Annotated in this window: 21 protein-coding genes and 1 pseudogene; 8 read left to right on the forward strand and 14 right to left on the reverse strand. The window is 38.6% G+C overall.

All coding sequences use genetic code 11. From position 1 onward, the window contains the following. Positions 1-220 precede the first annotated feature (220 nt). From PGZ10_RS15700 to PGZ10_RS15710, 3 genes are all read right to left on the reverse strand, one after another. Entirely contained in the window at positions 221-1,216 is a 996-nt protein-coding gene (locus PGZ10_RS15700; protein ID WP_118199221.1) for an ROK family protein, read from the reverse strand. A gap of 312 nt (positions 1,217-1,528) precedes the next feature. Beyond that, positions 1,529-2,206 (reverse strand): hypothetical protein, encoded by a 678-nt coding sequence (locus PGZ10_RS15705; protein WP_270541799.1) that lies wholly within the window; start codon positions 2,204-2,206, stop codon positions 1,529-1,531. A gap of 2 nt (positions 2,207-2,208) precedes the next feature. After that, on the reverse strand, positions 2,209-2,652 hold the full coding sequence (locus PGZ10_RS15710; RefSeq protein WP_270541800.1) for a DUF7768 domain-containing protein: 444 nt from the start codon (positions 2,650-2,652) through the stop codon (positions 2,209-2,211). Between the two features lie 335 nt (positions 2,653-2,987). Between PGZ10_RS15710 and PGZ10_RS15715 the strand changes: the two genes are divergently transcribed. The 6 genes and pseudogenes from PGZ10_RS15715 (at position 2,988) to PGZ10_RS16895 (ending at position 7,652) form a co-directional block, all read left to right on the forward strand. Further along, entirely contained in the window at positions 2,988-3,146 is a 159-nt protein-coding gene (locus PGZ10_RS15715) for a hypothetical protein (protein ID WP_270541801.1), read from the forward strand. After that, a complete protein-coding gene (locus PGZ10_RS15720) occupies positions 3,139-3,486 on the forward strand; it encodes a hypothetical protein (protein ID WP_270541802.1) in 348 nt (115 codons plus the stop codon). Before PGZ10_RS15715 ends, PGZ10_RS15720 begins: the two co-directional genes overlap by 8 nt. Further along, positions 3,479-4,600: a DUF2800 domain-containing protein gene (locus PGZ10_RS15725; RefSeq protein ID WP_270541803.1), complete on the forward strand. Its 1,122-nt coding sequence runs from the start codon at positions 3,479-3,481 to the stop codon at positions 4,598-4,600. The genes PGZ10_RS15720 and PGZ10_RS15725 overlap by 8 nt, the downstream gene beginning before the upstream one ends. Before the next feature lie 15 nt (positions 4,601-4,615). Then, a complete protein-coding gene (locus tag PGZ10_RS15730) occupies positions 4,616-5,179 on the forward strand; it encodes a DUF2815 family protein (protein ID WP_270541804.1) in 564 nt (187 codons plus the stop codon). Positions 5,180-5,252: 73 nt separating this feature from the next. After that, the gene (locus tag PGZ10_RS15735) at positions 5,253-5,438 is read left to right on the forward strand and encodes a hypothetical protein (RefSeq protein ID WP_270541806.1); all 186 of its coding nucleotides are present in this window, start codon (positions 5,253-5,255) and stop codon (positions 5,436-5,438) included. Between the two features lie 259 nt (positions 5,439-5,697). Next, positions 5,698-7,652 (forward strand): annotated as a pseudogene (locus tag PGZ10_RS16895) (DNA polymerase). A gap of 45 nt (positions 7,653-7,697) precedes the next feature. Here the strand turns inward: PGZ10_RS16895 and PGZ10_RS15745 are convergent. The 9 genes from PGZ10_RS15745 to PGZ10_RS15785 all read right to left on the reverse strand — a co-directional run bounded on the left by PGZ10_RS15745 (position 7,698) and on the right by PGZ10_RS15785 (position 20,636). Continuing rightward, positions 7,698-8,459, reverse strand: coding sequence for a restriction endonuclease (locus PGZ10_RS15745; protein WP_270541808.1), 762 nt, complete (start codon positions 8,457-8,459; stop codon positions 7,698-7,700). 41 nt (positions 8,460-8,500) lie between these two features. Continuing rightward, the gene (locus PGZ10_RS15750) at positions 8,501-9,373 is read right to left on the reverse strand and encodes a GIY-YIG nuclease family protein (RefSeq protein ID WP_270541809.1); all 873 of its coding nucleotides are present in this window, start codon (positions 9,371-9,373) and stop codon (positions 8,501-8,503) included. 16 nt (positions 9,374-9,389) lie between these two features. Beyond that, positions 9,390-12,029 (reverse strand): DEAD/DEAH box helicase, encoded by a 2,640-nt coding sequence (locus PGZ10_RS15755; protein ID WP_270541810.1) that lies wholly within the window; start codon positions 12,027-12,029, stop codon positions 9,390-9,392. Beyond that, positions 12,026-12,961, reverse strand: a complete 936-nt coding sequence (locus tag PGZ10_RS15760) for a HamA C-terminal domain-containing protein (protein WP_270541812.1) — start codon at positions 12,959-12,961, stop codon at positions 12,026-12,028. Before PGZ10_RS15760 ends, PGZ10_RS15755 begins: the two co-directional genes overlap by 4 nt. A gap of 16 nt (positions 12,962-12,977) precedes the next feature. Further along, positions 12,978-16,049, reverse strand: a complete 3,072-nt coding sequence (locus tag PGZ10_RS15765; protein WP_270541813.1) for a type I restriction endonuclease subunit R — start codon at positions 16,047-16,049, stop codon at positions 12,978-12,980. A gap of 2 nt (positions 16,050-16,051) precedes the next feature. Further along, entirely contained in the window at positions 16,052-17,401 is a 1,350-nt protein-coding gene (locus PGZ10_RS15770) for a restriction endonuclease subunit S (protein WP_270541814.1), read from the reverse strand. Beyond that, positions 17,401-19,404, reverse strand: a complete 2,004-nt coding sequence (locus PGZ10_RS15775) for a type I restriction-modification system subunit M (protein ID WP_270541816.1) — start codon at positions 19,402-19,404, stop codon at positions 17,401-17,403. Before PGZ10_RS15775 ends, PGZ10_RS15770 begins: the two co-directional genes overlap by 1 nt. Positions 19,405-19,475: 71 nt before the next feature. Next, positions 19,476-20,237, reverse strand: coding sequence for an NBR1-Ig-like domain-containing protein (locus PGZ10_RS15780; RefSeq protein ID WP_270541818.1), 762 nt, complete (start codon positions 20,235-20,237; stop codon positions 19,476-19,478). A gap of 177 nt (positions 20,238-20,414) precedes the next feature. Continuing rightward, positions 20,415-20,636 carry a helix-turn-helix domain-containing protein gene (locus PGZ10_RS15785; protein WP_270541820.1) on the reverse strand — a complete coding sequence of 74 codons (222 nt, stop codon included), beginning with the start codon at positions 20,634-20,636 and terminating at the stop codon, positions 20,415-20,417. Positions 20,637-20,916: 280 nt separating this feature from the next. Between PGZ10_RS15785 and PGZ10_RS15790 the strand changes: the two genes are divergently transcribed. Continuing rightward, positions 20,917-21,099, forward strand: coding sequence for a hypothetical protein (locus PGZ10_RS15790; protein ID WP_270541821.1), 183 nt, complete (start codon positions 20,917-20,919; stop codon positions 21,097-21,099). A gap of 223 nt (positions 21,100-21,322) precedes the next feature. Then, the gene (locus PGZ10_RS15795) at positions 21,323-22,033 is read left to right on the forward strand and encodes a hypothetical protein (protein WP_270541822.1); all 711 of its coding nucleotides are present in this window, start codon (positions 21,323-21,325) and stop codon (positions 22,031-22,033) included. Between the two features lie 237 nt (positions 22,034-22,270). Here the strand turns inward: PGZ10_RS15795 and PGZ10_RS15800 are convergent, their stop codons facing one another. Further along, a complete protein-coding gene (locus PGZ10_RS15800) occupies positions 22,271-23,962 on the reverse strand; it encodes a recombinase family protein (RefSeq protein WP_270541823.1) in 1,692 nt (563 codons plus the stop codon). A 272-nt stretch (positions 23,963-24,234) separates the two neighbouring features. Next, on the reverse strand, positions 24,235-25,077 hold the full coding sequence (locus PGZ10_RS15805) for an Abi family protein (RefSeq protein WP_270541825.1): 843 nt from the start codon (positions 25,075-25,077) through the stop codon (positions 24,235-24,237). Between the last annotated feature and the right edge of the window lie 320 nt (positions 25,078-25,397).

Genomic DNA, 25,397 nt, shown 5'->3' on the forward strand with positions numbered 1-25,397 from the left:
AATTGTCTACTTGACGGGAAGCAGTTCAACTGTTTTCTTTCCGTTTTTTACTATAATATCTTTTTTTAATTTTACACAACTTCTCGTTTTTCACACATATAAAGCGGACATCCGGATTCGCTTTACAACCTGTCGGTGGGAGCTTTTAACTCCAACAGACTAAACATCCCCTTACCCTACACACCAGATGCGGTGTACTGCTTATCTTCGTTCAAAAAATTTACAATTCTACCATATGTTTTGTAAAAAAGTATTTCGCGGCTCCAACAGCCGACGCTTCTTTCTTATACGAACAATTTTTCAAGTATGAAACATCATGCTCAAAGCCATTATATGCCATCACTTTTTCTCCCAGTGGTATCATATAATCTGACAATACACCTCCCACATCACCTCCTAGTATGATATCCATATCATATGCCATCCGCAAATTTGATATCAAAACAGCAAGATGATCCAGATACTCATTCCATGTCTGCAAATTTTTTTCATCACCACTTTCAATTTTTTCCATAAATGCATCCAGTGACTGCCTGTTATCTTGTGTCAGTACACTTGCAGCACAATATGCATCTGCACATCCTGATTTACCACAATAACACTTTCTTCCACCGGGAACGAGTATCATGTGACCAAACTCCCCTGCTTTCTGGTTTTGCCCTCGAAACAGCTTTCCATCTATGCAGAATGCACCTCCTAAGGTGTGGTTCAAAGACAGATATATCGCATTTGGATACTTTTGCTTTTTTTCTGCAAGCATTGCAGCATTAGCATCGTTTTCAAAATATACTGGAATTTCCAGCGCCTGCTCTAAAAAGCGCAGACTATAATTCTCTATACCTAAAGCATGGGATTTTAAAACAATCCGTTCTTTCTGATCAATAATTCCTGGAATCGCCACTCCAATCCCAAGTAGCGTGTCCTTCGCTGCTTCGCCTTCAAGAAAAGTTTTGACCTTTTGTGCCACCTCTGTACAATAAGATAATTCAGCCGTAAATTTTAAACGGATGCGATCTTTTTTTATAATCTCATCTCCAAGATTTACTAATACCATTTCTATATGATTCGCTGTAATCAAAATTCCCATTGCATGACAGTATGACTTATTAATCCCTATACTTTTTGCCTTCCTTCCACCGGTTGAAGCATATTCCCCAGTTTCTTCCAACACCCTTTTTTCTAACAAGTCATTCACATTTGCTAACACAGTCGGCATACTCAAGTTTAACTCTTTTGCGATTCCCGCCTTGGATGTAACATGATTGTTTAGCACATAATTAATTATTTTTTTTCTTGTTATATTTTTTTTATCTTTATTTTCCGTTTTCTTACCCTCTTTTATTAAATATATTATAAAAGAATTATATGCTTTTTTATTCTTCTTGTAAAGTAATGTTTTATAATAAATCTCCGACAGAATTTATCTTATAAACAGCCAAAAACTCCCGAAGGAGCTTTCCATGCTTTAGATATACACCAATTCTTTTAACACAATCTCTTCTGCAATATTACGAATACCATTTACCAATCAGCCAGCTTTTATCCTAGTTTGGACAATAAAACACAAGTCTCTATATGCGTAATGGCTCAGTGTCTTATTACGACTTCCTTCTAAAATTGGACCCGAATGTGCCGGAGCATCAAACTCCTCGTCCTCCTCCGGAGCACCCATTACCAAGTCTCCGTCAGACAAATCGTCCATAATGCTCATCCAACCTTCATGCCACGTAACTTCCGATACATCGCAACCAAATAAGAATTTTGCAGCGTCCAGTGCATTTCCATCGAAGAACGGGTACTTCTTATAAAGAACTTCCTTTACCTTTGCATACTCATCTGCGTTATTAATTGCTTCCACTGGAAAAATCACATGGAATCTAGGTGCTGCTGGATGTGATCCCTTTGGCAACATGTGATGTCGACTCGGTACCAGACAATAATCGATGTCTGGAAACATCTCATCCATCTTGGCTTCTGTAATGAACTCCAATAGTTCATCCGTGTGATCGTTATCCACATCCATGACGATGGCATTCGAAGTCACGAAATTGTCCTTGCTTCTGTAGTTACCTTTATACTCAGCGCAAACATGATCTTTTTTGACTGCTTCCTGGAGAACATCAGCACTATCTACTTCCACCCTGTGTGGGTAGTCGCAGTTAGCTTTATTCCCGGTGCAGTCGGCTGTGTAAATAACAAAATTCATATTTAACGTTCCTCCTGCAATCTCTCTGGCCCAATCTCCAGAGCTCTGTTTGTTTCGTTACACAAACTATCGAAATATCTGATTTTCTTCCCGTGTCTCTTGGCTTTTGCTATCTCAGCGCACATGCCTGCACTAGCTTCTCCACCAAATACCCACAGCTCGTCACACTTTCCAAGCAGCACCATATCCATAAACATGGCCAACTCTCGTTCTGACTCTTCTTTCATATAAAGAGGAAGCAGTAAATGCGGCGCGAGTGGTATGGCATCCTGGCCCACTGCGAATCGGCTGTACCGTTTTGCTGCTTCTGTATTGGTAACAACATCACCGGAATACTTAGAGCAGATGTAGACAAGCGGCAGATACTTCTTCTTACTTGCCTTCGCGATTGCTTCAGCTGCAGTCGGATCAGAATAACCTTCTTGATTACATCCAAATACGCTCATGGCTCTCACTCTCCTTTCGTTAAAAGTTAGAAGTTTTACCTTCTTCAACTTCCTAAGGGGAATTGGCCACCCAGATTCCGGCCCATTTCATAAAATTCCAAAAAAAATATGTCAGGCACGAATCGCTTCCTTATATAAGCGAAACAGCCTGACATTTTTATTTTCACAAAAACCCGGAATTTCATCTCGCACTTTCCCTTAGGTAGTTAGAAGGGCATGAGGCACCGGTCAAAAAGAAAATTTAAAAAGTTTTCAAAAAATCCGGAATTCACTCCTTCGAATCCCCTTAGGAAGTTAGAAAGGCAGAAAGCCAATCGGAAAGCGAGGTTAAGAAGATGACAAACACAAAAGATTCTGCCAGTCCTATTGATGCCGTTGATGAAGAGCTTATTGATACGCTCATTGCCATCAGCGTCGTAGCAAAAAGACTGGCAGCCAAACTAAGACAATCTACTGAAAATCAAAGTGAAAGTGAGGAACCTAAAAATGAGTAAAATGTCGAATTTAGACCTTGTCCTTGATGAGATGATCACCGCAGGACAGAAAATGATTGATGCAGCTACTGCATTAAAGGAAATGTTCTCAGATATAGCTCCTGCTGTGCGCAAGATAGACACAAAAACAGAAAAGAAAGAAGCCCCGGCTCCTGCTCCGGAAGTTAAGAAATACTCATTCCAGGAAGTACGCGGAATCATGGCTTCACTTGCTGGTAAAGGAAAGAAAGCTGAAACAAAGGCCCTCTTAACAAAATATGGTGCTAGTCGCCTGAGTGATGTGAAAGAGGAAGATTATCCTGCTTTAGTGGCTGAGGCCGAGGTAATTGCCAATGGCTAAGCACGCATTCCTCTCCGCATCAGCTTCGCATCGGTGGATCAACTGTCCACCTTCTGCAAAGCTCTGTGAAGGAATCAAAGATGAGCCCTCCCCCCATGCACAGGAAGGTACCGATTGTCATGAGCTTTGTGCCTACCTGGTAGAAAAGGCGCTGGGACGTGATGTAGAAGATCCAACAGAGAACCTTACTTATTACAGTGGTGAGATGCAAAACTGTGCGGAAGAATACAGAGATTATGTTCTGGAGCAATTCGAACGTTCCAAGAAATTCTGTAGTGACCCTATGGTATTCATTGAACAGAGACTTGACTTCTCTCGCTGGGTTGAGAACGGATTCGGAACCGGTGACTGCGTCATTATTGCTGACGAAGTTCTCCACATTATTGATTACAAGCATGGTCTTGGAGTCCTTGTGGAATCCGAAGGTAACAGTCAGATGATGTGCTATGCGCTTGGTGCTTTAGAGGCATTCGAAGACTTGTATGACATCAGCACTATCGAAATGACAATCTTCCAGCCACGAAGAGAAAACGTATCTACTAGCTCCATCAGCAAAGAAGATCTTCTTAAATGGGCTGAGGATGTATTGAAACCTACCGCTGCCCTCGCTTATGAAGGCAAAGGTGAATTTAAGGCTGGTGACCACTGCCAGTTCTGCAAAGTAAAAGCTACTTGTAGAAAGCGTGCAGAAACCAACCTGGAACTTGCAAAGTACGATTTCGAGATGCCTGCTACCCTTGATGATTTCGAGATTGCAGCAATTCTTCCAAGAATCGACCAGTTGATTTCCTGGGGAAATGACATCAAAGATTACGCACTAACACAAGCACAATCTGGAACCCACTATGATGGTTTCAAAATTGTAGAAGGCAGAAGCAACCGTAAATACACTGACGACGCTGCTGTCGCAGAAGCGGTAACCGCTGCAGGATATGATCCATATGAAAAGAAGCTTCTCGGTATTACTGCCATGAGCTCACTACTTGGAAAGAAGAAGTTTGAACAGTTATTAGATGGACTTGTTTATAAGCCACCAGGCAAACCTGCTCTTGTTCCTGAGTCTGATAAAAGACCAGCAATGAACACTGCAGCAGATGATTTTAATGACAATTAACAGGAGGAAAATATTATGTCTAAGATCGCAAACCCTACAAAAGTTATCACAGGAGTAAACACAAGATGGTCATACGCTAACGTGTGGGACCCTAAGTCAATCAATGGCGGCGCACCAAAGTACAGCGTTTCTCTTATCATTCCAAAGTCAGATACCGTAACCGTAAACAAGATTAAATCCGCAATCAAGGCAGCCTACGAGGAAGGTGAATCCAAGCTTAAGGGAACCGCTAAGGTTTGTCCTGCACTTGATGTTATCAAGACTCCTCTTCGTGACGGGGACAAGGAGCGTCCTGGTGATGAAGCTTATAAGGACAGCTACTTCATCAACGCCAACTCTGCTACTGCACCTGGCATTGTAGATGCCGATCGTCAGCAGATCATTGACCGCTCCAAAGTTTACAGCAGCGTGTACGGTCATGCTTCCATTAACCTGTACGCTTTCAATTCCAACGGTAACCGTGGAATCGCCTGTGGACTTAACAACCTTCAGAAGATTCGTGATGGTGAGCCCCTTGGCGGTAAGTCTAGAGCTGAGGATGATTTTGCTACCGAAGAGGATGACGATTTCTTAAGCTAATCTGCAACAAATAAACCCGGATGGCAGTGGAATAACTGCTGCCAGTCATCTTAGAAAAATGAGGTGAAATATAATGACAAATTATCAAGAATTAATGTTATCAGTTTGCTTTGGTACCACAATGGGATACCTTCTCGCTGGTCTTGGAATGATTATCTATGAAGGTATTTGCTTTATCAAAAAGAAAGTCAAAGCACATAAGGAAAAGAAAACTCAGCAGAACGCTGATGACAATGAAAGGACAGGTGACAATCAATGAGTATGGAATTAATTAATCAATTCATGAACGATGCTGTAAATTTCACGTTTACTGCTATCGTACTTGCATTAACACTTTTTGCACTAGCTACAATCTGGAAGTGGCTGATCGAAGTATCGATTCGCTTCGTACATTGGCTTTGCCCAGGGCTAGTAAGGAAAAAGAAGAACAATTCTTCAGATAGCAAAATTTAACATGTGGGCGGCAGTACATATCGTGCTGCTGCCTATTTTTATAAAGGAGTAAACACATAGAAAAGATAAAAGAAATGTCCATCGACTTAGAAACTTATAGCGATGTTGATATAAAAAAATCTGGCGTATACAAATATGCCGAATCTGAGAATTTTGAAATACTATTATTTGCAGTCTCCATCAATGGCGGCGATGTTCTTCCTGATGAGATTCTGGATGCTATTGTTAGTGATGACATAATCAAATGGGCCTTCAACGCTTCCTTCGAGCGCATCTGCCTCTCCTACTGGATGAAACGTAACTACCCTGACCGCTTCTGCAGTTACAGCATTCCTGAGGACACCGTTGGCAATTACCTCGATCCTGCTTCATGGCGCTGCACAATGATTTGGAGTGCCTACATGGGACTTCCACTTTCACTTGAAGGTGTCGGTGCTGTGCTTGGCCTTAAAGATCAGAAAATGAAGGAAGGCAAAGATCTCATCCGCTACTTCTGTGCTCCATGTAAACCTACCAAATCCAATGGTGGCAGGACCAGAAACTTTCCCATGCATGCGCCAGAGAAATGGGCTGTTTTTAAGTTATACAACAAACGTGACGTTGAAGTCGAAATAGGCATCAAGGAAAAGCTGCATAAATTTCCGGTTCCTGACTTCATTTGGTCAGAATATCACCTTGACCAGGAAATCAATGATCGAGGTATTCTTGTGGATCTTCAGATGGTAGAAAACGCTATCACCTTTGACGAACGTTCCAAAGCCACTATCGCAGATGAGATGCGTAGTCTTACCAATATTGACAATCCAAACAGTGTATCCCAGATGAAGTCCTGGCTATCCGAGCAAGGCGTCGAGGCGGAGTCACTTGGTAAGAAGGCCATTGCTGAAATGATCAAAGATGCACCGGAAGATTTAGCACAGGTCCTCTCCCTCCGTCAGCAACTTGCAAAAAGCTCTGTCAAAAAATATCAGGCAATGCAAAATGCTGCCTGCATTGATCACCGTACTAGAGGCACATGTTCCAGTTCTACGGTGCCAATCGTACCGGTCGTTGGGCTGGCCGCTTAATCCAGTTGCAGAACCTTCCTCAAAACCATATGAATGATCTGGACGCTGCAAGAGAACTTGTCCGCATTGGCGATTATGATTCCTTGTCTATGTTATATGATGCTATCCCAGATACCCTTTCCCAACTTATCCGCACTGCCTTCATTGCAAAGCCTGGATATAAATTCTATGTGGCTGACTTTAGTGCAATCGAAGCTCGTGTCATTGCTCACTTGGCCGGAGAATCATGGCGTGCAGATGTATTCAAAAATGGTGGTGACATTTACTGTGCGAGTGCCAGTCAGATGTTCCATGTACCAGTTGAGAAACATGGTATCAACGGCCACCTTCGTCAAAAAGGTAAGATTGCGGAGCTGGCTCTTGGCTACGGCGACAGTGTCGGTGCACTGAAGGCAATGGGCGCATTAGAAATGGGGCTTACCGAAGATGAACTCCAACCGCTGGTAGACGCCTGGAGGCAGTCCAATCCTAATATTGTAGCTCTTTGGTGGGACTTCGATACAGCTATCAAAAATGCAATCAAGATGCATTGCAGCACTGCCTCACACGGTATCAAGTTCACATGGCGCAGTGGCATGTTATTCATTACTCTTCCATCCAGCAGAAAGCTCACTTACGTCAAACCACGCATTGGCGAGAATAAATTCGGTAGAGAATCTGTAACCTATGAAGGTATCGGAGCCACTAAAAAGTAGGAACGCCTGGAAAGCTACGGTCCTAAATTTGTCGAGAATGTGGTACAAGCCATCTCCAGAGACCTTCTGATGAATGCTATGAAAACACTCTCCCACTGCTTTATTTGCGGTCATGTCCACGATGAACTGATTATCGAATGTTCCGAGAAAGTATCCCTGGAAGCGCTCTGCAAGCAGATGGCAAGAACACCGGACTGGATGCCAGACATCCTGCTCCATGCCGATGGATATATTACAAAATTTTATAAAAAAGATTAAATCACTAATAAAACCAGGAGAATTGCCAACCTCCTGGTTTTATTTCTATCTATACTTCATTGCACTTCGCTGAATCAAATGATGAATCTCATTTACATCAAGGATGCTCATCATCGTATTTTGTTTTTCGACAAAACGTCTAGCACCTCTAGTTACGTGTCCTGTTGTCACCAAGATTGATTTATTTATCTGATCTGATGTCTGAACCCCATATAGAGAACGCACAATACTCACTCCAACCGAATTTCTTCTACCATATCGTTTGCATTCTATGTAAAACACAATAGGTTTTCCCATCTCATATTTTGTAGCAACAATATCACGTCCACCGTCTCTCGTTGCCTGAGTTAGATCGGTCTCAAAGCCTTCATCTTGAAGCACCCTATTGATTACTTCCTCAAACTCTCTCGGCGAAATATTGTAAATCAAGTCTGGATTGTCTGATATTTCTAAAATAAGCCGTTCAACCCTATTAAACTCATTGTAAGCACAATCAATATCAAATTCTTCCTGACTATATACGATTCCTACAATTGGTGATTCTTCAAAATCGCCGCCATATATTTCGTGATCATCGTAGTTATATGCACCTACAGGATATTCAAATCCTGAGATTCTGAATTGGATCTCGTTTCCGCATTCTTCACATACAATCACCCCGTCATGTCGATATTCAATTTCATCTCCCATGCCATTCTCGCCATGATCATATGCGAAAGCGTCAAACTCGATTTCTTCCTTATGTATTCCTATTACACTTCCGCATTCTGAACACCTTATTAGTACATCTTCTAACAATTCCATCATTCTAATATCACCACCTAAATCACAAGTTTGAATCAATAAAATCACTGTCCCTGTTCATTAAGTGATTTTAATGTAATACCCTCGGATGTTTTCCATTCAATATTGCCATTTGTGCTAGCTCCGCATGCAAAGCTAGATGCACCTGAAGGCGTATTAAATAAAATATCTTCTGTTAACATATTATTTGCATCGATAATGTTCTTGTGTTGAGTTCTCTTTTTAAGAACATAATCAGGACAGCTCTTAGTAATCTTTTGAGAAATTATACTTCCCTTCTTAACTACAAATCCGTCACTTGTTCTTACACCGATAGAATTTATGCCATTTCGTGTACAGTATAAAGTTATGCTTTCTGAAGTAGTGTTCTCGCCGTCATTATTATCTGCTAATAGTGGAACAAAAACCTTATGACCAAGAGTACCTACAATAACTTTAGCGTACTCAATGAACTCATCTAACTCGCTTTCTTTTTCTTCTGAAATGTTACCCGGTGTTGGATCATTATCATTTTTTACCTCATACCGTTTTTCTTTAACAGCAAACTGATAAAACTGATGCTCAAGATAGCTTATCTCTGTCGGTCCAAGAGAATCATTTGAGGTTGTCAGGGCTATTGCTTCTGTCCAATAGTCTTTTTTAGGGTTGCGATTATGTTCAACTAAACGGTTCAATATGCCCTCTCCATTTTTTCGCACTCCTGCCTGTCCTATATAGACGACACTTTTATCATTTTCATCTTTGCCGAATAGCAAATATACACCTGTTTGCTTGAGTTCCGGTCTATCTTTACACAAATCAAGAGCCGTCCTTGGAATTTTGAACGCTAATCCTGTCCAATTTGCAAGCGTACATTTAATCCGTCCATTAACGTCTCCGTCCATCAGATATAACTGTATGTTTTTTCCTCTTGCCATAGTATCCCTCTTTTCATCACATTTCTTCATTCAAGAACAATTGAGGAATATTATATATAATTGATTCCGCATCAGTTCTTACCGTATTATTGCTGCATTCGAGAAGATTCTTTTTTAGTTTGATTTCGGAAGTTTCTCCATCAGCATACACAATATATTCTTCTGCATGATCTTTAATATAATTTGCCGCTTCTCTCGAAAATCCATTTCTCTGAAGGAATATTGTTACTTCATTTGTTGTACCGTATTCAACGAATTCATACCAGTTATTTTTATCCAGGGAATTCTCACCGTGAATACTTTTATACATATTTGCATAACGCAAGAAATAGTTTGAAATACTGAAAAGAATAATATTTTCAATAACCTCTAGCGTATTAGCAAAAACAACATTTTTATGTTCTGGTGAATCATCATAGGTTACAACTGTATAGCGGTTCAAGTAAAACGGATACGGATTTTCTCTTCTGAATGTCAAGGCCTTTCTCATAATATTGTTTAATCCATGGCCTTCCATCCACTGTGAAAGAATCACCGCATACCAGGATAACATTCTGTATTCTCCATCTTTATCTTTCTTACCAAGAGTAGAATACTCGTATCTATCCCAATCAAATATTTGCCGTAATTCATCGAGAAATTTATAGACCATCTTATGGCTAAAATAGCCATTCTCGGCTTCAGGGAAATGACTACCTTCTCGTATAGCCTTTGCTAATTTCTTCGTTTGGTCAACCGATATATTGATATCGTTATCAATATAATTCTTGCTATTGTCATAGAGATTCTTTATTTTCAATAAATCTTTATTACTTAATTGCTTTGAAAATTCCCTCTTCACAAGACTATCACGCTCATCAACAATATCCTGTAATAAAATCAGCCCAAACTTACGCATCATAATGTATTCTTCTTCTGGCTGAGAATCATTGTATTTATCAATGACTGCATCTCCCTCAAGTAAGGCTTCCACAATATGCTTCTTAAGTTTTGGTTTTAGATCTTGAACCACAGATAGCTTCTGCTCTTTAACAGGCTCCCTTAAAAGTTCTAAGTACTCTTTCTCAGTAGTTCTCTTTCCATCTGTCACGAAAAAAACATTCCCATATAAATTAAATTTTATTCGTCCAACACGGCCAATGAGATTCTTAAACTCAACCCCACTCATCTTTGGACGCCCATTATAATTATTTGCAATGAAGAGATTATCCGCCGGAAGATTCACTCCTTCAATCAACGTACTTGTACAGAACATAGTTGTAATCTTTCCATCTTTAAATAGCTCTTCAATTCTACTTCTGATAGAGGAAGGAAGGTATCCAATATGATATGCCACACCCTTTTCAACAATATCTGACAAAAAATAATCTCCGTGAACCTCTCTCTTAATATCGCTAGCTAAACGCTTGAGTTCTGGATCATTAAGAGGGGCTCTTCTATCTGCAAACAAACGTGCATTTTCAATAGCACTGTTTTTGCTATTTACGTACGCGAGCGTTCTCTGTTTGTGTTCGGGATCATATTGTTCCATTAACAACATATAAGACATTAATTCTGTCCCAGATCGCTTTATTTTACATACGAACACCGGAGTTTTCGTATGATCGTTATATATACTAATGGTCTGGTCTTCACAATTAATAATAAATTTAAACTGCGTAACTGGTGCATATGATGATGTTATTGCATTCTCCGCTCCTTTTTCAGCTTCAGTTACGAGCTTTAGGTATTCCTCCGGGTTCGGGATATTAGGCGATGCAAAAATAAAATGAGGCACCTGTTTCTTTCTTGAAAGAAGATCCACAACTTTATAGTAGAATGGTCCTCTGCTATTACGACCGCCTATTTTATGAGCTTCATCAATAAACAAATAATCTAACTGAAAATCAGGATTACTAATTAAAAAATATAGCAATCTTTCAGGAGTCATAATAAGAATAAAATTATGTTCCTCTTCAAGAGAAATATCACTAGCAGCTGTTACCACACGATAATTCTGTTCTTCTAGAATATTTTTTAGATCATTAATGGTATCATTACGCATTTCATTGATTAAGGCTTTAGTAGGAACTATTCTTGCAAAGTTCATCTTAACGCCATTCATTATCTGTTCCTTAATAAACATGTGCATAATGAACGATTTTCCCATTGACGTTGGAGCAGAATAACTCAAAAAATTGCTACTTAATCTATCATAAATGTTTTTTTGCTGTAAAAAAAACGTCTTACTTTTATCTGCCGGAATTGTTAAATACTGCTTACAAAAAGTAGCAAATGCCTTTTCCTGTAAAGTCCTTTCTGTATAAGAGGATTTCACAAGCTCTCGTCCACGAAAATTTCCTACGTTGGTAAGAACTGAACCAGCATAATATTTCACTTGTTCATTCTCTGGTTCCAATTCTAACAACAACGAAATTATCTCTTGCGCCCACATCTTATGGTCATCCGCTTTAGATGTATGTGTCGAATTCGATAATAAGTCTGCAAATTGAAGTGCTGCATCAACATCATAATCACGTCTCTGACGAACGCTTGTAAGATGAAATTTGATTAGAGCATAGTTATAGAGCATGTTGTCATATATGCTATTCAAATAGTCATTTTGATCAATTTCGTTGAAGATAGATTCGCCAAGATTTATTAGTTCTTCACTCATAGCGTCACTTCCCCCTTCATAATATGCTCCATAATTTCTTTTTTATCTGTCTCAGCATCGTTAAAAGGTAAAATGTAAAAATAAAAGGAGTGTCCATCTAGTCCTTTGGTAATAATTTTATTAGCAATATAAGATGCATGCTGTTTGATATCCAATTCCAATCGCCTGTTAACTTTTTCTTTGTATTCAGCACTACTTAGTCCTGTGGAATTAAGGCCAAGCGTGTAGCCAAGAAAAACTCCATATGCAATCTCATAATCTCCGCTTTTCCCTGGTTCTGGAATAATATGCTTTTTGATAAAATCAATTTCACTCTTATTATAAAAACCACTTAAAGCAGTCTTCTCTACCATTTTTATATCCTTATTACCATGCTTCTCAATACGTTCTATTTCTTCAAATGCATTATCAATGGCATCTTTTATGTCTCCTATAATATTTGATGCACCAAATACCATCTCATATGAAATTTTTCCATTTGAATCAGTGCCGGATAACAAATGAATACTCTCGCATTCCGATCCATTGCTTAAAGGATTAGAATCAATTTCAACTCGGCTCATCAACTTTCTAGCACCAAGCATCTCCTCAAGCATCGCATAAATAAGCATTTCGCCTAACTCATTACCAGTTCCCTTAGCATCAAACTCTCCATTTTCTGACATAACCTTAAGGGCCTGAGAAATGATACTATCGTCGTCATCATTAATATGAAAATCCTCTAATGCTGCCCGTGAAAATACATAACGCCCTATATTACGATAGAGAGCTGTTTGGAGGTCTTCTGTATAGAATTTATTTCCACGCACAGCCAAATAGAATAAGCGTAGTTCTTCGTTGTTACTAATTTCAAGTTTTTCATTATGTACTACTTCATTGAAGATTCCATCCAACGATTTCTTCTTCAGCGTACGTGATATATCTTCTGCCATAGTGACCTCCTAACTTTTATTTCTCTGTTTTGTATTCTGTTTTAGGTTCAGCAACCATAAGTGTTGGTGTATCTATATTTTGATACGATGTAACTTTCCCAGTTGTTGGCGCCTCATATGTGTTTCCTTCTTTGTTATAGGTCAAATTAAACACCAAATCCGACAACCATTTTTTAAATGATGGATTATCTTGATATTGCTTAAATATCTCCATATTATCCGCCATTATTGAAAAGATAACTTGCTGCAATGCACGCTCGCTTTCCAATTTTGCACTCTGCTCGTCAGAATTTCTCATCGCATTTCTGTACTTTTCATCCTTAGAAACCATCGCTGGAATTTCAAGAATCTGACGTCTTGCATTATCAGGCTCTTTCCAATCAATATTTCCAAACATATCATTGAACTCACTAACAATGATAGATAGCAAGTCCATCTCAGGGCTCACAATATGTCCGCTTTTACTAGCTGGAACTGGTGCTATTTCTGAATCAGCATCATCAAGCTGGATGGACATTGTTTCACGAGCTTCATTTCGATAACTAGCTAAGTCTATTGTTTCAAGAATTCCCTGTGATAAATCATCATCCTGAGGTGATGGTAGCTTAGGAATCAATAAATTAAGGAAGATTGATAGCTTTTCCCATTCTGGATTTCCATAAGGCAAAATTGCCCCCAGGAATCCATATGTACGACAAAATGCCTTTGCACTACTCTTAAATTCTATCTGATCTTCAATCTCTAATGTTTTGTAAATATTTGTACAAACGTCAAGAATATAATCTAACTTATCACGTTGAGCACCGTTTAGGTATAAATTAACTTCATTTTCAATATCATCCGGCGAATATACCTGATGCTTCTCCATTACTGAAATTAAATCATATAGTTTATTCGGATCTGTTTCTCCAGATAATATCGTCGTTCTATAATATCTTGAAAATGACTCTTGTATAATTTCTGGCTTATTAGCAAAGTCCAAAACACATGTATCGTGCTTTTTCGGATGGCAGCGATTTAATCTTGATAATGTCTGCACAGCCTGAATATCATACAATTGCTTGTCAACATACATTGTGTGAAGCAATGGCTCATCAAATCCGGTCTGGAACATATCCGCAACCACAAGGAACCTGTATGGATCTTTCTTAAATTCCTTTGGTATCTTTGAGTCTGCAAAACCATTCATAATAGCTGAAGTGAGTGGAGGCTCCTGACCGTTATATTTATGATCACCGGAAAATGCAACTATCGCCTTGTACGGACTATGTCTTTCTGCAAGATGTTTATTAATCGCATAAAAATATTCAATACATCTAGGAATGCTAGAAGTAACAACCATTGCTCTCGCCTGTCCACCAATTTTTCCTTTTGCGATTACTTGCTCATGAAAATGTTCCACCATCATAGCAGCCTTCTTGTCGATGGTGTAAGAATCGCTTTCTACAAAAGCTCTTAATTTTTTCTGTGCTTTTTTCTTATCAAACTGCGGATCATCTTCAATTATCTTCTTTAACTTATAGAAGCTATCGATAGGTGTATAATTCTTTAACACATCAAGAATAAAACCTTCTTGGATAGCTTGCTTCATGGTATAGACATGGAATGCTGATGCCTTCTGTGTTCCATCCTCGTTATAAATTGGATTACCTTGTTCATCAGTCAACTTTTTACCAAATGTCTCTAATGTTTTATTCTTAGGCGTAGCGGTAAAAGCAAAATAGCTGGCATTCTTCAGAAGCTTTCTACCTTCCATCATGGCATTAATTTTATCTTCGTTATCCATATCGTTGTCAGAAGCAAGACCTGATAGGGCAAGATTCATTTGTGCAGAGTTACGTCCGCTTTGACCGGAATGAGCCTCATCGATTAAAATTGCAAATTTATTATCTTTGTGTTCAGCACCAATATCCGGCACAACATATGGGAACTTCTCAATTGTGGTTATGATAATACGTTTGCCGTCAGTGATAGCTTTACGCAAATCACTGGAATGTTCTGCCCACGCCACAACATTGCCTACCTGCGCAAACTGTTTAATATTATCTCGAATTTGCTTGTCGAGAATTCGTCTGTCAGTAACAACCAAAATAGAATTGAAAATAGGATGAGCATCCTTTTCCAGTTCCATTAATCTATACGCAAGCCAAGCGATAGAGTTCGACTTACCACTCCCGGCACTATGTTGAATAAGGTATCTGTTACCGACACCATTTGTTTCGACATCGGCAATTAGTTTTTCAACAACATCAAGCTGATGATAACGGGGAAATATCTGTTTTACAGTCTTTTTCTTTGTTTCTTCATCAACTTCAGTTACAACTTGAGCATAGCTTTCAATAATTCGTGTCAGCTTATCCTTGGTAAGAATCTCTTTCCAAAGGTAGTCTGTTTTTAAACCATTAGGATTAGGTGGATTACCTGCACCATCGTTATAACCTTTATCAAAAGGCAGGAACCAACTATCTTGAGCTGCGAGTTTGGTGCAAAATTTAACTCGGTCGTCATCCACAGCAAAATGAACCATGCATCTTTTGAAAGAAAAAATCTGTTCTTTTGGACTACGGTCGTCTTTATACTGCTGAACAGCATTTTCTACATTCTGTTTGGTCAGCTGATTCTTAAGCTCGAAAGTAATTACAGGTAGACCATTGATGAATATGCAAAGATCAAGAGCCAGTTTCCCTGCATCGATAGAGTAGCGAAGCTGTCTTGTAACGCTGAATATATTCTTGGCATAAAGCGCCTTCGCCGTATCATTATTTTCATTCGGTGTCAGATAGAACATAATGAGGTCAGCTGGATACACCTTGATTCCATTGCGAAGAACATCGATGATTCCGCGTTTTGCAAGTTCACCCTGGAGGCGATTCAGGAATGTTCTCTTTTTCTGCTCACTCTTAAAGACTGCCAGCTTTTCCATCTCATCCGGCTGAGTGTCAGCAAGGAAGCGGAAGAGGCGTGTTTCGTCTATGGCATACTCTTTGTTGTAGTCTGCATTTGTACCTTGCTCGTAGCCATTATGCTTAACAAGCCAATCAACGATTATTGTTTCTAAACCGTCTTCTTTGGTATTTGAAAATTGCATACTTAATCCTCCTGTTCCTCATCGGCATCAGCATCAAAATCCACATTTTCAGAATCACTGTCGGCAGATTCATCTGTAAATTCATATTCTGGTATTTCTATATCACGAACATCGACTTTTCCAGTAACTGTATCGGAAATAAGTCTGTTGCGGTATTCGTGTAAGTTTTCTATAGATTCTTTTTTATTGTCAATTAAAGCATTAATTCTTTCAGAGATAACATCCAAATAGGTAGATATTTCTTCCTGAATTGACAATGGTGGGCATGGTATTTCAACATTTTTAAGAAAATGCTGTGTAAGGTGAGGGACTCCCATTCCAGTAATAATCTTGAACATTTCATTTCTAAAGGCATTGCTGATGAAATAGTAGTATAGATATTTATAGTTCAAGTTACTACTTGGAGTAATCACAGCCAATGAACCATTAGGTGCAGACTCACCAAATGGCATATTGTCAATTCTCGCACATTTTCCAATTCCAGCACCGTCTTTTACAAGCAATATATCCCCGATAGAAAGCTTTATTTCAGGAGATTCATCATATCGCTGTTTGTTTATATAGTTTAGAGCATCCCACGATAGTTTATTGTTGACTATATTGAATGCTGACAAGAATGGATAACCATTATCTACATATTCAGAAGCCTTTAAGCCCTTCCATCCAAGTCTTGCACGAATCCATGTTGCATAACTAAGCCTAACTTTTTCCCATTGCTCATTTGTATTTTTCCCTGCAACACCATATAAAACAGTTGAACTGATAATAGTATATAACAAATCTTCAAGCTCTTTTATTTCCCTTTTCTTGATGTTAATCAGCCTATTGATGCTCGAAACCTTCCAGTCCAAAAAACCGACGATTTGGTCCTGCTCATCGCGAGGAGGAATGGGCAGCAGAATATTCTTCATTTCGCTGTATCTTGTGGTCCAAAGGTCAGCAACAATTCCACGACCATAATGATAATATTCTTCTGAAAAAGGCTGGCTACGCATAAGATAATGCACATATTTATTGTTCCAGTTGGTTCTTGGAGTTAGTACTATATTTATCAAAGATACTGATCCATCTAATTCGGATACACCACATGAGCCTTTTCTGTCAGAGCGACTATTAATTACAAAATCCCCAGAACAAACAAATTTTCTATTATCTCCGGAGTCAGATTTTGCAGCATTAGCCAACTGGGGTACTATCCCTATTTTTGTTACTGACAAAGGTGAATAGTCGGTATCGGATACTTTGGTTTTTCTTTCAGTGAAAAGAGAACCGATTTTTTTACATTCCCAATGTTCAGGTATTTGCCCGATCCAATCAGCGGGAGCTTTTAGCATAGCCTTGTATTCACCCATTATATAATTCCTCCTATAATATCAGCCATCATACCGTCAGCTTCTTTCTCAAGTGAGTTAAGGCTTTCGATAATATCTGACATTTCACGAAGTTCTACAGGCTTGTAAAAATACTTTGTAAAGCTGATTTCGTAGCCAATCTGTGTCTTTTTCTCATCGATATAGGCATCTGGAGCGTAAGTAAGGACTTCATTCTGCATGAAAGCCTCGATGCCACCTTCATATGTGAATGGGATATTCTCTGTGTCACGAAGGTCAGTGTCCGGTTCATCTGTTGCAACAGCGGTTGCATCTTTCTCAGTGATAAATGGACGCACTTTGTTAAGTTGTGCCTTCTTGAGTTTTGTTGCCTTTGCAAACGCTGTCCAATCATCAAGCGGAGCAGTAGCAGAAGCTTTTGCGATGGCAGTGGTTACTGTCTCGTATTCATCAGCTTTTTTAAAAGTATTTGCAGGAATAGTTCGTTCTGGGAACACTCTCAAACGAAGAGGTCTTTCTACAGTTACATTCCAATAAGCAAAAGCGTTATTGTCAAAAATCATGCTGACTTCACTGTCTTCCATATCAAGGAAGATACGAATAATTTCTTTTCGAATATCATGAGTGAACTCACAGTTCTTTTTACCCATATTTTTACGAAGAGGTGACTTCATGGCAGTAGCGTCAATTAATTGTATTTTTCCTTTTCTACGTTCATCTTTCTTGTTTGAAAGAACCCAGATAAATGTTCCGATGCCTGTGTTGTAAAACATATTTTCAGGTAGAGCAATAATAGCTTCAACAAGGTCGTTTTCAATCATGTAGCGGCGAGCATTGCTTTCTCCACTACCGGCATCACCAGTAAAAATGGAAGAACCATTGTGTACCTCTGCGATACGACTTCCGAGCGTAGAATCTTTTTTCATTTTTGCAACATTATTAAGAAGGAATAGAAGCTGACCATCGCTTGTACGTGGAATCATCTTCATTTCAGTTCCATCTTCTAAATAAGTATTGAAACGGGTATCAAGGATTTCTTTCTTACCACCCATTTTTTCTGCGTCAACCTTCCAGCTCTTTCCATACGGCGGATTTGCAAGCATAAAGTCAAATTGACGAGTTGCATTTCCATCAGCAGATAAAGTGGAGCCATATGCAATGTGCTCTGCTTGTTCCCCGTCACCTTTCAAAAGCATATCTGCTTTACAGATAGCATATGTTTCTGGTTGTACTTCTTGTCCAAATAGATGGATTGATACATTCTTACCACGTCTTGTTGCAAGTGTCTGAAGTCTGTCCTGTGCAACAGTAAGCATACCTCCCGTACCACACGCGCCATCATAGCATGTATAAGTAGCATCCTTGATCTGATCCGCAATTGGTATAAAGATAAGATCTGCCATAAGTTCTACAACATCACGAGGCGTCCAGTGTTCTCCGGCTTCTTCATTATTTTCTTCGTTAAATTTACGAATAAGTTCCTCAAAAATAGTACCCATGCCATGATTATCAAGGCCTGGATGCTTGAGGATAGTCTTCTCGTCATCCTTATATACCGGGTTTGGACTAAGATTAATGTCCGAAGACACGAACTTCTCTATAACTGAACCGAGAATATCAGCGTCAACCATTGTTGCTATCTGATTTCTGAATTTAAACTTTTCAAGTATCTCCTGTACATTAGGAGAAAAACCATCCAGATATGTTTCAAAATCAGTTTTTAATTTTTGTTTACTAGCACGGCTCGTCAAATCTTTCAGAAGAAATGGTGATGCATTACAAAAAGGCTGACCAGCAGCATTACAAAGTGCTGGCCATTGATTATCAACCTTAGCCTCATCAAGCATTTTCTTTGTATTTCTTACATTTTCAACAGTGCCTTCAAGCATTGCATCAAGCCTTCTTATAACAGTCATAGGTAAAATAACATCACGATATTTTCCTCTAACATATACATCTCGCAGGCAATCATCCGCGATACTCCATATAAAACTAACAATTTGTGTATGTACTTGATTATTCATAATAATTCCTTTCATTCTGATATTTTTACAATTATCAATATATATATTTCGTAATGACCAATTATCAGGGCTTACATATCACTTTTTACCGTTACATCAAATGAAAACTCTTTTTCTTTATTCGGAAAGCACAATGTTCCATCTGACATTTTCATTTCCCAAATCACGGTATAAGTTCCTTCAAAATAACGTGAGTCCATTTCTACATTCACAACAGCTACATCGCCTGGTTTCAATGCAGGGATATCAAACTGATCCTGTGTAGCTTTTACTCGAATCTCACCTTTATTTTGAAGCGTTAAATATCTGTTTTTCCAAGGAATTGTCCCAGTATTTTTAATTCTCCACTTATGAGTAAATTTCTCATAAATGCCTACACTATGATCATCTTTAGGATCTTCATATATAATACTGTAATCATCTCCTGCAACAGCTGGTTGAATCACAGTTTTTACAATCTTCGCTTCAGGTCTCTGCACAATCTGAAGAGTAATTCTCTGAGCAGATGATTTCAATTTTTCAAGGAAAGAAGGATTAATATTTTTAATATCTACTTTTCCATCTTGATTATTCTGTTGATTACAAACGCTAAATAGCGCATTTGCGATAAATTCTATCGGTTCAACTGTGGTTGCATTTTTCATATTTCCTTTTGTATAGGATGGCAAATATCCAATTTGAGTTGAATCATCTATCGACAAATCTTCTTCTAATATTTTTTGAATAGCAGCAATCAATATTGGTTGTTTCTCTGAACTTATTACTGTAAGAAAAACCTTTCTAACTGCACTATTCAACGTATCTATAATTTCTTCCTGATCTGTATCGCTCATATATTGAGTTATCTCATCAGGAAGATTTTTTGTGCAATCTTTTACATGGCCTATGTAATTAGTGGTGTATTGAACATTCGGAAATAGCATTGTAGCTATCGTATCATCCGAGTATCTCCGACCACTTTTGCATAGAGAGATCACTTTGAAAAGAGATCCAGAAGTAAATCTTATCAATTAAGCTTCCCCTTTCGTGTCACCAACAATCACCTCAACAATATCTCCAATATTGCATTTTAATGCTACGCATATTCTGCCTAGAATTTCCATACTCACCGGCATATCTTTACCCATTTTTGCCATTGTCGTGGAGGTTATATTAGCTCGTTCTGCAAGGTCTTTTTTCATCATTCCCTTATCGATCAGCATCTTCCATAACTTGTTATAGCTGAATTTCATATCTTTCCTCCGTATCTATATAAATGAATTCATATCACTACCTTTAAAACATATCACACAACTACACAAAAAGCAAGTTAGAATCAACATATAGCAAATCCAAATCACTAAATTAGCATATAAAATTTACATTTATATATATCGCAGTACAGAGAGCTTTCGGGCATAAAACCGGGCATAAAACCGCCAAATCCCAGGCATAAAAGTATTTCATTAAAAATATTAAACTCAAATCATCAAAAGTCAATGTGGCCACTAAGACAGGAAGGAAGTGATGCTAATGAGTAAATCCGATTGGGAAATCAACATCGAGAATACCGCTAATGCAGTGGCAGCCGAGTATGGTTCTTCTACAGTAAGCTCCGTGTTTGCCAGATACAACGCACACGGTTTCTATGACTTATCTTCTTGCTACTACAGCGAAGCATTCGCTGATCTAGAAATGATAGCAAATGACAACTAATACAGCGTCCGGAGGCCGACGGTAAAGGCACCCACCATCAGATGATGCGTTCTCTGATCAAGAACGGTCCTATCTGAATCTGATGAACAACTAAATAACCAAACCAGCTGAATAGGACAAGCTGGCCAACCAATAGGAGGAAACTCTCTATGGCAATGGCCAAATATATTCAGGTATCGCACATGTGGAATTTCCTCCGCATCAACCCAAGGAGGAAAGCCACATGGAAGAGAAAAATTATGATTACAGTAACAAGAAGAGCTACAATGGCGTAGCACCAAAGGAAAATGAGGCATTAGTTCCATTCTTAGCACATGAAGTTTTAAAAAATTACCATCAGGATATTAGAGATGGTATTCGCAAACGTAAAGAAGGAATTATCGAAGATAGCTTCGAAACCTGGAACATTCGCGGTAGAAAAATTCTTGTAGGTTTCACAGCTATCCCTAAGGATCAGGTCGAATCCTACATGGAAGGATTCTGGAAAGAAAAAGATGCGTATCTTGAATCGACTCGCAAAAAGAGATGCTTAATTCTTAATTCCAAGGGCGAATACATCCGCTGCCCTAAGTACAATAAATGTGAAGTGTGTGAACGTTCTGAAAAGGATCAGTACCTCTCGCGTTATATTTCATTAGACAAGTTTATGGATGATAACAGCGACGACGATACTAATCGTAGCGGTTGGGAGCCAACAGATAATACTTCAACTGAAAACTCAGTTCTCAGTCTTATGATGATCGACGATCTCATCAACGAGGTATCCTTGAAGTACCCAGAAGCTAAAGCAATCTTCTCTCTACTGATGGACGACCCACAAATCAGTAATGCTCTGAAGCAGGTCGACTTGAAAAAGGGAAAGAGCCAGGCATATGAGTACGTAAAGAAAATGCAGGCATATGCCAAAGAACTCTACAACAAGAATTATCGTTAATTTACAAGCAGCGGCCGGACACCAACTCCCCGGTCGCTGTTTTTCTTATTTCTACTATCGTTATAGGGTGAACCCCAGGGTTCATTTTCTCTTGTTATCTATCCCCTAGTGTCAACCCTGCATTATGGACCAATTCCCACAAAGCCATTTTCAAGCATAAAAAGAAAGGCTTTCCAGCAGCCAATCGTACTCAATAACGATAGCTCTCTGAAAAGCCTTTTATTTACTACATTATTTTTACTTCTTAGGGTTCACCTTTGACATCAAAACAACCGTCTCAACGGTACTTTCGTTGTCCCAACAAAGTTCCTGTATTTCCCTGTCTCCAAAATACACCGGGAAGCGGAACTTTATGTGCTTCAGGAATCTGCCATCTGGCTGCTCCTGCTCGTAAATGTCCACCTGTTCTACAAAACTGTTAAGAAATTCTTTCTTCTCCAGGTCGGTGAACTTATCATATAGTTTATCAAAATATAAAAGAAATTGATAGACGTTTTCTTCTGATATTTTCTGTTGCTGAATATTCAGCAGGCGGTTCTTGACTTCTTCTATACTGTTCTCCACGCCTTCAATTTCATCATACAGACGGTATAACCTTGTCTCCATATCCTGATATTTCTTTTCATAAAATTTATCCATGATGTCCAGGCTATCCATCTGCTGTCCAAGTCTTGCTTTTGCTCCGGTCAGCTGCCTGTACTGTTTTTCCAGTCTTTCAATCTCTTTTTCTATTTCTTCTGTATCTATTCTTGAACCAATTTTATTCAGAATTGCTTCTTCAAATTTCGGATTCTTCACCAGTTTCCGGATAACTTCTTCTACTGCATTGTTAATCTTCTCTTCGCTCCATTGTTTACGATATCCACATTTATGACCGTCTACCAGGCGACGATGTTTGCAGGCATAATAGAAATAATCCTTATATAAGGTTCCGTCTTTCTTTTTCTTTCGGTTCACGTTTCCATACATACCGCTTCCACATAACGGACATCTCAATATTCCGGATAAAATATGCTCATGATCGAGGCTATGTGTCTTTTCATATTTTACACCTGTTTTTTCCCGTTTTTGATGTGCCAGCTCCCAGTCTGTTTCTGAAATGATTCCTTCATGGATACCATCGTGTAGCATATAATTTTCCTGCTTTACAATACGGTATTCATTTCTTGTACCAGATACTTTCTCATTCTTCCTTCGTCCATAAGCCAGCTTTCCACAGTATACCGGATTATCCAGAACGCCTTTTATAAATGAAGCGGCAAATGCGTCCAGTGTATTATTCTGTCGTTTTTTCTTTTTATATCCATGCTGGTTCAGCCATGCAGCAATCGCAGAAATTCCCATATTGGTATGAATAAATTTATCATAGATCAGACGAATAATCTCTGCTTCGTCCTCTGCGATCTGCAATTCTCCATTTACCAATTCATAGCCATATGGAGCAAACCCGCCGTTCCATTTTCCTTCCCTTGCTTTCTGCTTACGTCCTTCCATTGTCTGAACAAGGATATTCTCCCGTTCAATCTCTGCCACCGCAGACAGAACAGAAATCATCAGCTTTCCACTATCTTTTGAGCTGTCAATCCCATCTTCAACACAGATCAGATTCACTCCAAAATCCTGCATCCTCTGCAAAGAGTTTAATACATCTGCCGCATTACGACCGAATCTGGAAAGCTTGAACACCAGTACAAACTGTACCTCATCTGTTCCATTCTCAATATTATCTAACATTCTCTGAAATTCCGGTCTGCCCTCTACGCTCTTTCCAGACTTACCTTCATCGGAATACTCATTTACGATTTCCATATTCTGAAATTCTGCATATCTCTTGAGTTTTTCTTTCTGAGCATCCAGACTGTAGCCATCCACCTGCATGGTTGTGGATACTCTGGTATATATATCGCATTTAATCTTTTTATTCTTCATAATCTTCCTCGCAGTATAACTCCGTTTTATTGTCCCAACTTTATTTTAGTACTTGTTCCAACTATTTTCAATACTTATTTTCTTATTGACTCATTTCTTTGTCAATCCTATAATTAATACAAAAAAATCCTCTAAGACAATAGGTATTTCACTATCTCTTAGAGGATATTTCTTTACTTTAAATGGTATCTGGTAATATTTTTCCAGTTTTCCGGGAAACCCATTTTATTCAATAATTCCGTTTCGCTTATATGCTCTACCTCTCTGTTTACTCAGTCAATCTCTTTTATAAGCTTTCTTTTAAATTCCAGAAAATCTTTTCCAGGTAATAGATATCTAAAAGCAATCACCACAGCAAACAAATCTTGTTTTCCTTTTTCGTACTGATTACCGCTCTGTGGTAATGAAAGTTTTTTATGAAGCGGTGTATCCGCAATAGCATCTACCGTTCTGTATGTAAACAGTCGTTCCCCATGCGCACATACATTTCTATATTTCGTGAGAACAGATAGAAACTGCTCCATCTGATGCTGATTCAAAGGTTCAAAGTTTTTTGATACTTTTGATTTTAAAGATTGAGGAAATACTCGGAACATTTTTGATAAGTTTCCAAATGTAAGTACATTTGCCAAAACCCATAATGGAATTTCACCATATGTCTTGCGGTAATAGTTGATATATGTATAATCTGTGGTCGTTGTTGCCCGTTTCAAGGTCGCTATCAACTTTACGATTGTTGCATGATTTCTTTTTGTATTATTATAATTATTAGCGTCCAGGTACTGCTTCTGCTCTGCTCCATACATTTCAGTAAAATAGTATGACATCAAAGAACGCATCTGTCGCTCAATCTGCAGTAAATATTTAAAGAACAACTCTCTAAGCTCTGCATCAAACTTATACAAACTGACTATTTCTTCAAAACTTGTTCCTGCTTTATATTTTTTTGTGTTTGATATTCTAAAAAGATGTTTATATCCTCCCATAAGAGGAAAATATCCTATTTGGCGTAACATCTCTTCCGCATATTCTCTGTCTTTTATTTTTATTCCCTTTTCATCACTGATCCAGGAAACCTGGTCACTAAAAGAAGAGAATTTTTTCGGTGTCTGCATCTCATTTCTCCTTAAAACAAAAGAGGGAGAGACCCGCAGGCTCTCCCCCGCCTGTAGGCTTCTCAAGTTTCTACAGAACGATCACTGAATTTAGTATACGTCATTTTAAATGTCCTGTCAATATGCCAAAACATTCTCTGTCATATCAGCTCAAAACTATTCTATGCTATTTTTCTCCAAATTATCATTCTTTTTTATCAGCTTTTAAAATTTATTTGATTTAAAAATACATGAAAAAGCGACAGTCTGATTTACATTTTGTATTTCAGGAAACTGCCGCTTCTTTTTCTTCCTTATTCTACTACAATATATTTATGGAT

This window comes from Coprococcus sp. AF102-57 (genome assembly GCF_027686195.1).
Taxonomy (GTDB): domain Bacteria; phylum Bacillota; class Clostridia; order Lachnospirales; family Lachnospiraceae; genus Allocoprococcus; species Allocoprococcus comes.

Excerpts from the sequence above, each read along its gene's own strand:
- PGZ10_RS15795 (WP_270541822.1), top strand. The coding sequence starts at position 21,323 with ATGGAAGAGAAAAATTATGATTACAGTAACAAGAAGAGCTACAATGGC.
- PGZ10_RS15790 (WP_270541821.1), top strand. The coding sequence starts at position 20,917 with ATGAGTAAATCCGATTGGGAAATCAACATCGAGAATACCGCTAATGCA.
- PGZ10_RS15725 (WP_270541803.1), top strand. The coding sequence starts at position 3,479 with ATGGCTAAGCACGCATTCCTCTCCGCATCAGCTTCGCATCGGTGGATC.
- PGZ10_RS15735 (WP_270541806.1), top strand. The coding sequence starts at position 5,253 with ATGACAAATTATCAAGAATTAATGTTATCAGTTTGCTTTGGTACCACA.
- PGZ10_RS15750 (WP_270541809.1), bottom strand. The coding sequence starts at position 9,373 with ATGGCAAGAGGAAAAAACATACAGTTATATCTGATGGACGGAGACGTT.
- PGZ10_RS15805 (WP_270541825.1), bottom strand. The coding sequence starts at position 25,077 with ATGCAGACACCGAAAAAATTCTCTTCTTTTAGTGACCAGGTTTCCTGG.
- PGZ10_RS15785 (WP_270541820.1), bottom strand. The coding sequence starts at position 20,636 with ATGAAATTCAGCTATAACAAGTTATGGAAGATGCTGATCGATAAGGGA.
- PGZ10_RS15715 (WP_270541801.1), top strand. The coding sequence starts at position 2,988 with ATGACAAACACAAAAGATTCTGCCAGTCCTATTGATGCCGTTGATGAA.
- PGZ10_RS15770 (WP_270541814.1), bottom strand. The coding sequence starts at position 17,401 with ATGGGTGAATACAAGGCTATGCTAAAAGCTCCCGCTGATTGGATCGGG.
- PGZ10_RS15775 (WP_270541816.1), bottom strand. The coding sequence starts at position 19,404 with ATGAATAATCAAGTACATACACAAATTGTTAGTTTTATATGGAGTATC.
- PGZ10_RS15745 (WP_270541808.1), bottom strand. The coding sequence starts at position 8,459 with ATGATGGAATTGTTAGAAGATGTACTAATAAGGTGTTCAGAATGCGGA.
- PGZ10_RS15730 (WP_270541804.1), top strand. The coding sequence starts at position 4,616 with ATGTCTAAGATCGCAAACCCTACAAAAGTTATCACAGGAGTAAACACA.
- PGZ10_RS15780 (WP_270541818.1), bottom strand. The coding sequence starts at position 20,237 with ATGAGCGATACAGATCAGGAAGAAATTATAGATACGTTGAATAGTGCA.
- PGZ10_RS15720 (WP_270541802.1), top strand. The coding sequence starts at position 3,139 with ATGAGTAAAATGTCGAATTTAGACCTTGTCCTTGATGAGATGATCACC.
- PGZ10_RS15700 (WP_118199221.1), bottom strand. The coding sequence starts at position 1,216 with ATGCCGACTGTGTTAGCAAATGTGAATGACTTGTTAGAAAAAAGGGTG.
- PGZ10_RS15760 (WP_270541812.1), bottom strand. The coding sequence starts at position 12,961 with ATGGCAGAAGATATATCACGTACGCTGAAGAAGAAATCGTTGGATGGA.
- PGZ10_RS15800 (WP_270541823.1), bottom strand. The coding sequence starts at position 23,962 with ATGAAGAATAAAAAGATTAAATGCGATATATATACCAGAGTATCCACA.
- PGZ10_RS15705 (WP_270541799.1), bottom strand. The coding sequence starts at position 2,206 with ATGAATTTTGTTATTTACACAGCCGACTGCACCGGGAATAAAGCTAAC.
- PGZ10_RS15755 (WP_270541810.1), bottom strand. The coding sequence starts at position 12,029 with ATGAGTGAAGAACTAATAAATCTTGGCGAATCTATCTTCAACGAAATT.
- PGZ10_RS15765 (WP_270541813.1), bottom strand. The coding sequence starts at position 16,049 with ATGCAATTTTCAAATACCAAAGAAGACGGTTTAGAAACAATAATCGTT.
- PGZ10_RS15710 (WP_270541800.1), bottom strand. The coding sequence starts at position 2,652 with ATGAGCGTATTTGGATGTAATCAAGAAGGTTATTCTGATCCGACTGCA.